General features: G+C 72.9%; 9 protein-coding genes and 1 pseudogene. 4 read left to right on the forward strand and 6 right to left on the reverse strand.

What is annotated here, in order from left to right:
* Positions 1-7: 7 nt before the first annotated feature.
* Positions 8-295, reverse strand: coding sequence for a hypothetical protein (locus tag AB0K92_RS06915; RefSeq protein ID WP_365920140.1), 288 nt, complete (start codon positions 293-295; stop codon positions 8-10).
* A gap of 139 nt (positions 296-434) precedes the next feature.
* Between AB0K92_RS06915 and AB0K92_RS06920 the strand changes: the two genes are divergently transcribed.
* From AB0K92_RS06920 to AB0K92_RS06930, 3 genes are read left to right on the forward strand one after another with little or no spacing between them, the layout of a single operon-like run.
* Positions 435-1,730, forward strand: coding sequence for a hypothetical protein (locus tag AB0K92_RS06920; RefSeq protein ID WP_365920142.1), 1,296 nt, complete (start codon positions 435-437; stop codon positions 1,728-1,730).
* A complete protein-coding gene (locus AB0K92_RS06925) occupies positions 1,727-3,373 on the forward strand; it encodes a VWA domain-containing protein (protein WP_365920144.1) in 1,647 nt (548 codons plus the stop codon). The genes AB0K92_RS06920 and AB0K92_RS06925 overlap by 4 nt, the downstream gene beginning before the upstream one ends.
* On the forward strand, positions 3,354-4,133 hold the full coding sequence (locus tag AB0K92_RS06930) for a hypothetical protein (protein ID WP_365920146.1): 780 nt from the start codon (positions 3,354-3,356) through the stop codon (positions 4,131-4,133). Before AB0K92_RS06925 ends, AB0K92_RS06930 begins: the two co-directional genes overlap by 20 nt.
* Before the next feature lie 4 nt (positions 4,134-4,137).
* Here AB0K92_RS06930 and AB0K92_RS06935 read toward each other — a convergent pair whose 3' ends face one another.
* From AB0K92_RS06935 to AB0K92_RS06955, 5 genes are all read right to left on the reverse strand, one after another.
* A complete protein-coding gene (locus AB0K92_RS06935) occupies positions 4,138-5,148 on the reverse strand; it encodes an LLM class F420-dependent oxidoreductase (protein ID WP_365920148.1) in 1,011 nt (336 codons plus the stop codon).
* Between the two features lie 107 nt (positions 5,149-5,255).
* Positions 5,256-6,074 carry a hypothetical protein gene (locus tag AB0K92_RS06940; protein WP_365920150.1) on the reverse strand — a complete coding sequence of 273 codons (819 nt, stop codon included), beginning with the start codon at positions 6,072-6,074 and terminating at the stop codon, positions 5,256-5,258.
* Between the two features lie 156 nt (positions 6,075-6,230).
* A complete protein-coding gene (locus AB0K92_RS06945) occupies positions 6,231-7,181 on the reverse strand; it encodes an N-acetylmuramoyl-L-alanine amidase (protein ID WP_365920152.1) in 951 nt (316 codons plus the stop codon).
* Between the two features lie 30 nt (positions 7,182-7,211).
* A complete protein-coding gene (locus tag AB0K92_RS06950; protein WP_365920154.1) occupies positions 7,212-8,756 on the reverse strand; it encodes an MFS transporter in 1,545 nt (514 codons plus the stop codon).
* Between the two features lie 130 nt (positions 8,757-8,886).
* Positions 8,887-10,242, reverse strand: coding sequence for an endo-1,4-beta-xylanase (locus AB0K92_RS06955; protein WP_365920156.1), 1,356 nt, complete (start codon positions 10,240-10,242; stop codon positions 8,887-8,889).
* Between the two features lie 285 nt (positions 10,243-10,527).
* Between AB0K92_RS06955 and AB0K92_RS06960 the strand changes: the two are divergent.
* A pseudogene (locus AB0K92_RS06960) lies at positions 10,528-12,174 on the forward strand (MFS transporter); the annotation flags it as partial.
* Between the last annotated feature and the right edge of the window lie 21 nt (positions 12,175-12,195).

Genomic DNA, 12,195 nt, shown 5'->3' on the forward strand with positions numbered 1-12,195 from the left:
ACCCGGGTCAGTGCCGGTAGATGCGGTTCGCTATGGCGTGGCCCACGAACAGGTACACGACGGCGGCCAGACCGTAGCCGCAGACCACCCGGGCCCAGGCCTCGTCGAAGGTGAACAGGTCGTGCGACCAGCCCGCCAGCCAGCGGGCCGCGTCATGGATGAACTGCACGAAGTCGTTGCCGCGGTTGGCTTCGAACAGATACATCAGGATCCACAGTCCCAGGATGAGGGCCATGATGTCGGCCACGATCGCGATGGCCCGGCCCGCCTGGGTGGAGCGATATCGAGGGGACATGTCCGTCGGGTTGCCGCTCCCCGCGGTTCGAAACCGTGTGCGGCCACCTGGCCTGATTTTGCGGGGAGTTGGTGCTTCCGCCGTCCGCCGTTCGCCGACGCCCTCGATAATCCTGCCCCCTTGAGCGGCAGGAGGGCCGTTGTCCGACGACAGAGCACCCACCACCGAGGAACCCCGCCTGACCACCCGGCGCACCGACCGCCGCCGCCCGCCCCGGCACGTCCTCGCCGTCCTGCCGTTCGCCGTGGCGGGCCTGATCTCCCTGCTGGTGTCGGGCAACACCCTGCGGCCCCTGGAGCGGATCACCGTCATCGAGGCCCGGATGGCCTCCAAGTCCGACTACTTCAAGGACCCGGAAGTCCAGCGGCTGCTGCTGCGGCACGGCGTACGCGTCGACATCCACCGCCTCGGCTCCCGCGGCATCGCCACCCAGTCCCTGGCGGGCATGGACGTCGTCTTCCCGTCCGGCCAGCCCGCCGCCAAACTCGTCCTGGACCGGCAGGACCGCTCCGTGCGCTCGGTGCGCCCCTTCGTCAGCCCGCTCGTCCTCGGCACCTTCCGCGACTACGCCGAAACCCTCGTCGAGGCCGGTGTCGCCACCCCCCAGCGGCCCCCCGACGGCAGCGCGGCCACCACCCTCTACTACCACCTCGACATGGCCCGCTTCACCCGCCTCCTCGACGGCGTCGACGACCGCGACGACCCGCGGGACGGCACCGGCCGCACCGCCGACACCTGGAACGGCATCGGCTACGGCGACATCAGCCGCGACGGCAGCAGCAACAGCGGCCGCGTCCTGGTGCGCACCTCCAACGTCTGCGAGTCCAACGCCGCCGGCACCTACCTCAGCCTCCTCGCCTTCGTCGCCAACGACAACCGCACCCCCGGCACCCGCAACGGCGACGACAGCCGGATCGCCGCCGACGCCGTGCAACGCCTCGCCGCCGAGATCAAGCCCTTGATCGACCTCCAGGGCATGTGGGCCGACGAACAGGCCGAGAGCTACTTCTCCGACCTCGGCGAGTCCATCGCGCCGATCTCCCTCCTCTACGAGCACCAGTACCTGGCCCACCAGATCGCCCACCACGACCGCAACGGCGAGCAGGACACCAGCCGCGTCCTGCTCTACCCCACGCCCTACGCCCTCACCGAACCCCAGCTGATCTCGCTCACCGACCGGGGCGACCGGCTCGTCGAGATCATCGCCGAGGACGAGGACCTGCGCCGCCGCGCCCTGGAACTGGGCTTCCGCGTGCGCTTCTCCGGCGCCGACGGCACCAGCGAACAGCTCAACGCCTACCTCGCCGAGCACGGCATCCAGGTGCCGCAGGAGAACACCGACCGCACCAAGGTCTACGAACCCGACCTGGAGGTCCTGGAGGACATCATCGACCACGTCGGCGACTGCCCACCGCCCGTCCGGGACACGCCATGAGGACCGCCGCGGCCACCAGGGCCGCCGCATCCGCCGCGTCCGCCAAACCCACTACGGCCGCCAGGTCAGCCGTACGCGCCGTCCTCGGCCTCGTCCTGCTCGCCGCCGCCCTCTCCGGCTGCACCCGTGACGACGACCTCGTCACCCTCCGCGTCCTCGCGAGCCCCGAACTCGCCGACGTCGCCCCCCTGCTGGACGACCTGGAGGACGACACCGGCGTGCGGCTGGAGCTGGACTACCGGGCCAACGCCGACCTCGCCGGCCAGTACCCGGCCCGCGACGACGCCCCCGCCCACGACCTCGCCTGGCTCGCCTCCGACCGCTCCTTCCTGCTGCGCGTGCGCGACTCCGACGGCCGCCTCACCCGCCCCGAGTCCACCCCGGTCATGCGCTCCCCGGTCGTCGCCGGCCTCGCCCCCGCCACCGCCCGCGAACTGCGCGCCCACGCCCCCGGCGGCCGGATCTCCTGGGCGGACATCGCCGACGCCGCCGCCGACGGCACCGTCCGCTTCGGCATGGCCGACCCGCGCCGCAGCGACACCGGCCGCGCCGCCCTCGTCGGCGTCGCCACCGCCGCCGCCGGCACCGGCAGCGCCCTGCGCGAACAGGACGTCTCCTGCGACCGGCTGCGCGGCTTCCGCTCCGGCCAGACCCTCACCGCCGCCAGCTCCCGCGACCTGGTCGACCGCTACCCCGGCCGCCAGGACGACACCAACACGCTCATCGCCCACGAGTCCGAACTCCTCGCGCTCAACGCCTCCGGCCGGCTGCGCACCCCCCTGGAGATCGTCCACCCCGACGACGGCATGGTCCTCTCCGACTTCCCCCTGCTGCTGCTCGACCCCGCCCAGCGGCAGGCCTACCGCGAGACCGTCGACTGGCTGCTCGCCGCGGACACCCAGCGCGCCCTCATGGAACGCACCCACCGCCGCCCGGTCAACCAGGAGGTCACCCCGACCGGACCGCTGCGCACCCCCGTCGGCAACGCGCTCTCCTTCCCCGACCGCCTGTCCATCGTCGAGCAGCTGGTCACCGACTACGGCGCCCCGGACGTCCGCACCGCCGACCACGTCGTCTTCGTCCTCGACTTCTCCACCTCCATGCGCGGCGCCCGCATGGCCGGGCTGCGCGCCGCCTTCCAGGGCCTGAGCGGCGCCGACGAGTCCTCGACCGGCAAGTTCGCCCGCTTCTTCCGCGGCGAACGCCTCACCGTGGTCCGCTTCGGCGGCCGGGTGCTGGAGGAGCGCACGGTGACCGTCCGCGGCGACGCCGACCTGCGCGACCTGAACTCCGTGGTCGCACACGGGGGTTACGACGACGCCACCGCCCTGTGGTCCGCCCTCGACCGCGGCTACCGCGTCGCCGCCGACGCCGTACGCGACGATCCCGGCCGCCCCGTCGCCATCGTGCTGATGACCGACGGCGAGAACAACGCGGGCATCGGCTACGACGAGTTCCTGCGCCGCCACCGCGCGCTGGCGCCCGAATCCGAGGCCGTGCCCACCTTCCCCGTCCACCTGGGAGAAGCCGACGCGGACGCCCTGCGGCGGGCCGCCGACGCCACCGGCGGCCGCATGGTCGACGCCGGGCGCACCTCCCTTTCCGAGGCGTTCAAGGAGATCCGTGGGTGTCATCGACAGTGAGTGGTGGGCCCTGTGGTGGCCCTGGCTGATCGTGTGGGCGGCGACGGCGGCCTGCTGGGCCGTCCTGCTGCGGTACGCCCTGATCCGCGTCGGCTGGCTGCGCCGGCGCCGCCGGCAGAGCGGCCGCACGGTCCACGGCATGTGCTTCTTCCTGCACGAGAAACGCGTCATGGACCTCTACCAGCAGGGCGGCTTCTCCGCGGCCCTGGAACAGGAGGTCGCCGACCGCATCAACGTCACCAGCGGCATCGGCCTGCGCGCCCGCTTCGGCCTCGGCGGCGGCAAGGCCAACCGCGACGTCACCAAGGAACGCGTCACCGCCTACATCCGGCAGAGCACCCCCATCACGGTGATACGGCTGCTCATGGACACCATGCGCAAGGAGGACGTGGTCGTCCACGCCGACCTCACCACCGGCCAGATCGTCCCCAACCGGGCCCTCGCCGACACCCTCCGCGAGCGCGGCGAGCGCGTCCCGCTGACCTCCGTGGCGGTGGTGTCGGCGTTCGTCTCCGTCACCGGCCGGTTCACGGCGAGCCGCTCCGCCGACACCGGCGACATCGTGCTGCGCGCCCCCTACGGCGACGGCCCGCACCCGGCCCACGTCCGGGTCACCTGCGAGGCGGCCGGCGTCCGCGAGGGCTTCCAGAACGCGGAGTACTTCACCGGCGAGTTCCAGGCCCGCTGCCTCGGCAAGGTGCAGACCTGGAACGGCGAGACGGGCGAGCTGTCCCTGAACCCGGTGGCCATCTTCCTCTGACCGGTCAGGAGTTCAGCTCGGCCAGCGCGCGCAGGGTCTCCGGGTCCGGTGCCGACACCAGCAGGTCGGTCACCAGGCCCTCCCGCCAGGCCGCCAGCCGCCGGGCGATCCGCCGCCGCGGCCCGACGAGCGAGATCTCGTCCGCGAACGCGTCGGGCACCGCCGCCACGGCCGCCTCCCGCCGCCCGGACAGGAACAGCTCCTGCACCCGGCGGGCCTCCTCCTCGTACCCCATGCGCCCCATCAGCCGGGCGTGGAAGTTGCGCTTCGCGTGCCCCATGCCGCCGATGTACAGGGCGAGCATGCTCTTGACGGGCCGCAGCCCCTCGGCGACGTCGGCACAGACCCGGGCCTGGGCCATGGGCGCGACGATGAACCCGTCCGGGGCGCCGGCGAGCGTGTCCGCGTACAGCCCGGTCCGCTCCGGTGACCAGTACAGCGGCAGCCAGCCGTCGGCGATCCGCACGGTCTGCGCGATGTTGCGCGGCCCCTCCGCGCCGAGCAGCACGGGCAGACCGGCGCGCAGCGGATGCGTGATCGGCTTGAGCGGCTTGCCCGTCCCCGTCCCGTCGGCCCCCTGGTACGGCAGGGCGTGGAACCGCCCGTCGAGCCGCACCGGCGCCTCGCGGCGCAGCACCTGCCGTACGACGTCGACGTACTCCCGGGTCGCGGTCAGCGGCGAGGACGGGAACGGCCGCCCGTACCACCCCTCCACCACCTGCGGCCCCGACAGCCCCAGGCCCAGCAGCAGCCGCCCGCCGGAGAGATGGTCCAGGGTGAGGGCGTGCATGGCGGTCGCGGTGGGGGAGCGGGCCGCCATCTGCGCGACGGCCGTACCGAGCCGGATGGTGGAGGTGTGCGCGGCGATCCAGGTGAGCGGCGTGAACGCGTCCGACCCCCAGGACTCGGAGGTCCACACCGAGTGATAGCCGAGCCGCTCGGCCTCCCGCGCCAGCGCCACCTGCCCGGGGTCGGGGCCGCGGCCCCAGTAACCGAGGGCGAGACCGAGTCGCACAGCACCTCCTGATGGACCGTCAGCCGCAGCCGCCGGGCGCGACTGTACGGCAACGGCCCCCCGCCCGGAAAGGGCGAGGGGCCGTGGGAGTGCGTGCCGTGGCGGGGTCAGCCGCGCTGGATGCCGCTGGTGTCCTGCAGGACGCCCCGGCGGCCGTCCTGCGTCTGCGCGACCAGCGCCGCGCCGCGCTGCTCGACGGCCAGGTACCAGGTGCCCGGCGCCAGTTCGGCGATCGGGGTCGGCGAGCCGTCCTCCGCGAACAGCGGCCGCGGCACCGGCACCGCGAACCAGAACGGCGAGAAGTCGCCCGCCGGCTGCTGCGGGGCCTGCGCCTGCTGCGGCTGGGCGCCGTACGGCTGCTGCGGCTGCCCGCCGAACGACGGCTGCTGACCGCCCTGGGCGCCCGGGTAGCCGTAACCGCCCTGCGGCGGCTGGGCGCCGTAGGGCTGCGGGGCGGCGGGGCGCGGGGCGCCGACGAGGGGGGCCTTGAGGGCGGGGACGAGCGGGGTGGCGACGGCGACGGCGGCCAGGATCAGCGTGGCGATGAGCGCGAGGATCAGGCCGGTGCCGGCGTCGGGGCCGTCGGTCGTGTCACCGACGTTGTTCGCGCCGCCCGCCGGGTCGAAGATGTTGCCGAGCGCGCTCCATGCGGCGAACACCGTGAAGGCGACACCGAACTGGCCCAGCTCAAGGCCCGCGACCTTGCGCGGCTGCGGCAGCCCCCGGGAGACGACGACGAGTGCGGCACCGATCAGGCCGGCGAGTACCACACCGAGGAGGGCCGGCCCGCTCGACCAGAAGTTCGGCGTGTCGTACTCGTCGGGGATCCCGTCGAGCGAGTAGAGGTCGAGGAACGACGCGATGAACAGCAATACCGCTGCTCCGATCACCACGCCGTCGCCTCTAGTGAGGGAGCGGATATTCACTTCAGGTCCTTCGTCAGTCGTCTCGTCGTCGGCAGAGGCGCCGCTGTCACCGTGTCGCCGTGGGGCCGGTGGGAAGCGCGGGGGTGGCCCCTCATCGTACGGACGACCCTATCGTCCGCCCGTCGGGGCTGTCCGCCCGGATCAGCGCGCTGATCACTACCCGCGCAGGAAACTCACGATTCCGTCAGAGATCCCCCGCGCCGCCTTCTGCCGCCACGCGCCGCTGGTCAGCAACGCCGCGTCCTTGCTATCGCGCATGTTCCCGCACTCGATGAACACCTTCGGAACCGTTGACAGATTGAGACCGCCCAGGTCCTCACGCGTGACAAGTCCGGTGCCGTCACCGACGTAGTTGGAGGGCGCGCTGCCGGTCGCGCGCACGAAGTTCCCCGCGATGCGCTCACCCAGCTCGCGCGAAGGGCCCACGATGGCCCGGGTGTCGGCGGCACCCGCCCGCACCTCGCCCGGCAGGATCACATGGAACCCGCGGTTCCCGGCCCCCGACCCGTCGGCGTGCACGGACACCACGGCGTCCGCGTCCGCCTCGTTCCCGATCCGCGCCCGCTCGTCGATGCACGGCCCGAACGGCCGGTCGGCGTCCTGCGTCAGCTTCACCGTCGCCCCCTGCCCCTCCAGCAGGTCGCGCAGCCGGTGCGCGACGTCGAGGGTGAACTCCGCCTCGGTGTACCCGTCGTCGGTGGAGGTGCCGGTGGTGTCGCACTCCTTGCGGCCCGTCCCGATGTCGACCTTCTTGTTGATGTCGGCGGTGTGCCGGAAGTTCTCCGGGTTGTGGCCGGGGTCGATGACGACGACCTTCCCCTTGAGCGGCCCGGAGGGCGCGGCGCCGGTCGGAGCGGGGCCGGGCCTGTCGTCGCCGGAGGGGGAGGACGAGGCCGTCCCGGACGGCGTTGACGCGGACGACGCGGTCCCGGCCGGGGCAGCCGTCCCCGAGGCCCGCGAACCCCCTCCGCCCGGTCCCCCGGCCCCCTGCACCGCCAGCCACCCGGCCAGCGCCCCGACCACCAACGCGCCCCCCACCACGGCGATCAGCCTGCGGCGCGGGCGACGGGCGGGGGGAGGCTCGAATTCCGGACCTGCGTACGACACGGGGGTCACCCTAGCGGTCGGGCCCGGGGATCACCGGGTGGGCGGGGAGGTCCGGCTCGTGTCGGACGCGGCTTCCGCGGCCGTGCCCGGAGCGGAACCGGGGCCCGGGTCGGCACCGGTCTCGCGGGTCCGCGGCAGCCACACCGCCATCACCCCGGCCCCCGCCACCAGGACGCCCGCCGACACCCGGAACGCCAGCGCGTACCCCTCCGTCAGCGCGGCGGCCCCCGTGCTCGCACCCGTGCGCGCCGCCGCGATGGTGGACATCACGGCGAGGCCGAGGGAGCCGCCCATCACGCGGGAGGTGTTGACCATGCCGGAGACGAGTCCGGCGTCGCCGGGCTCCGCGCCGGAGGTGGCGAGGGCGGCGAGCGGGGTGGCGGCGAGACCGGCGCCGAGCATCATGAGGACGCCGGGCAGCATGATGCCGGTCAGATAGGTGCCGTCGGCGCTCATCGCCGACTGCCAGGCGAACCCGGCAGCGGCGGTCAGCGTGCCGAGGACGGCGACCGGGCGCGCGCCGAGACGGCGCATGCCGCGCGGGGCCACCTTGGAGCCGACGACCACCGCGAGCGAGCTGGGCACGAGGGCGAGACCGGCTTCCAGGGGCGTGTAGCCGAGCACGTTCTGCGCGTACAGCGTCATGAAGAACCACATGCAGAACATCGCCGAGCCGCTGAGGAACATCGCCGCGTTCGCCGAGGACACCGGCCGCAGCGCGAGCAGCCGCAGCGGCATCAGCGGCGCCGCCGTACGCGCCTCGACCAGCAGGAACAGACCGATGAGCAGCAGCCCGGCGCACAGCGGCAGCAGGGTGGCCGTCGCCGTCCAGCCCGTCACCTCGGTCTGCGAGATGCCGTACGCCAGCGCCCCCAGCCCGGCGGTGACCAGCACCGCGCCCGGCAGGTCCAGCCGCCGGCGCTCCCCGGCGCGGCTCTCGGGCAGCCACCGCAGGGCGGCGGCGAGGACGACGGCGCCGACCGGGACGTTGATCAGCAGCACCCAGCGCCACGACAGCCCGTCGACCAGCAGCCCGCCGACGAGCCCGCCCGCCGCGCCGCCGCCCGCGCCGACGGCCGTCCAGGTGGCGATGGCGCGGGCGCGTGCGGCGCCCTCCGGGACGGCGGCGGTGAGGATGGTGAGCGTGGAGGGGGCGAGGACGGCGGCGCCGAGGCCCTGCGCGGCCCGCGCGGCCAGCAGCTGCCAGCCCTCCTGCGCGAGTCCGCCGCCCAGCGAGGCCAGGGTGAACACCGCGAGCCCGACGAGGAACATCCGCTTGCGGCCGTACAGGTCACCGGCCCGCCCGCCGAGCAGCATGAACCCGGCGAAGGCGATCGCGTACGCGTTGACCACCCATTGCAGTCCCGGACCGCTCAGCCCCAGGTCGGTGCGCATCGAAGGCAGCGCCACGTTGACGACGGACACGTCGAGCACGACCAGGAACTGTCCGGCGCAGGCGAGCGCCACCACGAGCCAGGTGGCGGGCGGGGTGCGGCGTGAGGTGCGGGCGGGTTCGGTGGGGTGAGTGGGGTCGTCGGGGCCGGTGGTGTCTGTCGCTCGGAGCATGAGTGCCATGCTCTCAACCGGCCGGCGATCCCGGCATCGGCATTTCCTCGGCATTTCGTCGCATGCGCGACTCGGCCGTACGGCCCGGTGGCGGGTCGTACGACCGAGTAAGCGCCGGTGAGTGGGGCTGCCGCGCAGGTCAGGAGGCCGTGCAGGCGCCGATGACGGGAGGCGTGGAGGTGCCGTTCTTCATGACGGTGAAGCCGAAGCTGGTCGAGGCGCCGGCGGCCAGGCTGCCGTTGCCGTTCGGCCGCATCGTCATGACGGTGCCGCTGCTGTCCCAGGTGGGCGAGCCGTTCCAGGTCGCGGAGATCCGCTGCGGCGACGTGACGGTGACGGTCGTGGTCCAGCCGCTGATCGGCGCGCTGCCCGCGGTGATGGTCACCCGGCCGTTGAAGCGGTCGCTCCACTCCTCCTGCTTGCTGTAGGTGGCGGTGCAGGTCGCGCCGCCCGGCGTGCCGGGGTCGCCACCGGAGGTGCCGCCGAGCGCGTTCAGCACGGCGGTGTACGCGGGCTTCTTGTTGTAGTTGGAGTCGAACAGCAGCGGGGTGCCGCTCGCCCGCCACGAGTACTTGTCGGTGATGCCCCAGACCGTGATGCCGGTGCAGCGGGTGACGGCGAGGCAGGCCTTGACGACGTTGGAGTAGCTGGTGGCCTGGGCGGTGCCGGAGCCCTCGATGTCGAGTTCGGTGATCTGGACGTCGACGCCGAGGTCGGCGAAGCGCTGGAGGTTGGCCTGGTAGTCGGACGGGACCGGGGAGGCGCTGTTGAAGTGGGACTGGAAGCCCACGCAGTCGATGGGCACGCCGCGCGCCTTGAAGTCCCGGACCATGTTGTAGACGGCATTGCTCTTCGCGTTGATGCCGTCGGTGTTGTAGTCGTTGTAACAGAGCTTGGCGGCGGGATCGGCGGCGCGGGCGGTGCGGAACGCCTCCTCGATGAAGCCGTTGCCGAGCTTGTCCTGGAAGGGCGAGCTGCGGCGGGCGCCGCTGTTGCCGTCCTGGAAGGCCTCGTTCACCACGTCCCAGGAGTGGATCTTGCCCTTCCAGTGGCCCATGACCTGGTTGATGTGGTGGTTCATCGCGGTCCTGAGGTCGCCGGCGCTCAGGTTGCCGACCCAGCTCGGCAGCTGGGAGTGCCAGACCAGGGTGTGGCCGCGGACCTTCATGCCCCGGCTCTGGGCGTGGCTGACGATCCGGTCGGCGTTGGTGAAGGTGAACGAGCCGCGGCTCGGCTCGACCGCGTCCCACTTCATCTCGTTCTCCGGCGTCACCGAGTCGAACTCGGTGTTGAGCGTGGAGACGTACGGCGCTTCTCCCAGGTGGTTCGCGGCGACGGCGGTGCCGAAGTAGCGGCCCTTCTCGGCGGCGGCCCCCGCCAGGGTGCTCGCGGCCTCGGCGGTGCCGGCCGAGACGGTGACGCCGGCCGCGGCGAGCAGGCCCGCGAGACCGAGGCCGAGTGCCCTTCGGGCACGGGAGGACGTGCTGGAGTGCATGACTGGCTCCCGAAAGTTTCGTGCGGGTTTCCGATTCGTTCCGATTGGTTGCGCAGACCGTACGGGCATCCGAAGATGTCGTCAACGGGGTGGGAGGGCACGGAAGTTGAATGACCGAAGAGTGCGCATGAGGTCACTCGGGTCCACTCGGACCCTCTCGGGTCCGCCGGGATCGAGTCGCGGGCGCGAAACTTTCGATGTCGGATCCGACGCGATTCGCAAAGACGTCGTTAGATCGTCGAAGCAACGGAATAGTTGCCCCGGCGCACCGAGTTCCCGCTACACATGACACACACGACGACTGACCAGCCCGCCTCCCCGAGGGCCGGCGGGGCCGTGGTCCCGGTCCTCGCCTTCGCGGGCATCGTGGTCGCGGTGATGCAGACCCTGCTCGTCCCGGTGATCAAGGACCTGCCGCAGCTGCTCGACACCGATCCCGCCGACGCCACCTGGGTCCTGACCTCCACGCTGCTCTCCGGCGCCGTGGCGACACCCATCATGGGCCGGCTCGGCGACCTCTACGGCAAGCGGCGGATGCTCCTCACCAGTCTCGCCGTGATGGTCGTCGGCGCGCTGCTCAGCGCGCTCACCAGCGCCCTGCTGCCGATGATCGTCGGCCGCACCCTCCAGGGCTTCGCCATGGGCGCCATCCCGCTCGGCATCGGCCTGATGCGCGACATGCTGCCGCGCGAACGGCTCGGCTCCGCGATGGCGCTGATGAGCTCCTCGATCGGCGTCGGCGGCGGCCTCGCCCTGCCCGCCGCCGCCCTGGTCGCCCAGCACACCGACTGGCACGCCCTCTTCTACGGTGCCGCGGGCCTCGGCGTCCTCGCCATCGCCCTCACCCTGCTCGTCGTACCCGAGTCCCCGGCGCGCGCCCCCGGCTCCTTCGACCTTCCGGGCGCCCTCGGCCTGTCCGCCGGCCTGGTGCTGCTGCTCCTGCCGGTCACCAAGGGCAGCGACTGGGGCTGGTCGTCGGCCACCACCCTGGGCCTGTTCGCCGCGTCGGCCGTCGTGCTCGCCCTGTGGGGCCTGATGGAGCTGCGGATCACCGCGCCGCTCGTCGACCTGCGCACCACCGCGCGCCGCGAGGTCCTGCTCACCAACCTCGCGTCGATCATGGTCGGCGTCTCCTTCTACGTCGTCTCCCTCGTCCTGCCCCAGCTCCTCCAGCTGCCCGCCGAGACCGGCTACGGCCTCGGCCAGTCGATGGTCGTCGCGGGCCTGTGCGTGGCCCCGCTCGGCCTGACGATGATGTTCACCGCGCCGGTCTACGCCCGCCTGTCCGCCCGCTACGGCCCCAAGGTGACCCTGATCACCGGCCTGCTCGTGATCGCCGTCGGCTACGGCGGCGGCCTCGGCCTGATGGACGCCGCCTGGCAGACCGTCGTCACGTCGGTCGTCCTCGGCGCGGGCATCGGCCTGGCCTACTCCTCCCTGCCCGCGCTGATCGTCGGCGCGGTCCCCGCCTCCGAGACGGGCGCGGCGAACGGGCTCAACACCCTCATGCGCTCCATCGGCACGTCCGTGTCGAGCGCCGTCATCGGCATGGTGCTGGCGAACACGGCGAACCAGGCCGGCGGCGTCCAGATCCCGACCATGCACGGCTTCCGCGTCTCCTTCCTCATCGCCACCGCCGCGGTCGCCGTCGGCCTGCTGCTCGCCCTGTTCCTGCCCGGCCGCGGCCCCTCGGGCAAGCCGCAGCTGCGGGCGAGCAGCGAGGAGGACGCGAACCTGGAGCGCGCGGGGGAGGCACTGTCCGGGGCCGGGGCGCTGGCTGCGACCGGGGTGCTGTCCGCCGTCGAGTCACCGTCCACGGCGGGGGCGCTGGCTGCGGCCGGGTCCCTGTCCGCCACCGGATCCCTGTCCGCCACCGGGTCCCTGTCCGCGGCCGAGTCACCGTCTGCGGCCGGGTCCCTGTCCGCCACCGGATCCCTGTCCGCGGTCGAGTCA

This window comes from Streptomyces sp. NPDC052687, assembly GCF_040678395.1.
Classification (GTDB): domain Bacteria; phylum Actinomycetota; class Actinomycetes; order Streptomycetales; family Streptomycetaceae; genus Streptomyces.

Bases quoted from the DNA above. Each gene is read 5' to 3' on its own strand.
- AB0K92_RS06915 (WP_365920140.1), bottom strand. From the start codon at position 295: ATGTCCCCTCGATATCGCTCCACCCAGGCGGGCCGGGCCATCGCGATC.
- AB0K92_RS06925 (WP_365920144.1), top strand. From the start codon at position 1,727: ATGAGGACCGCCGCGGCCACCAGGGCCGCCGCATCCGCCGCGTCCGCC.
- AB0K92_RS06950 (WP_365920154.1), bottom strand. From the start codon at position 8,756: ATGGCACTCATGCTCCGAGCGACAGACACCACCGGCCCCGACGACCCC.
- AB0K92_RS06955 (WP_365920156.1), bottom strand. From the start codon at position 10,242: ATGCACTCCAGCACGTCCTCCCGTGCCCGAAGGGCACTCGGCCTCGGT.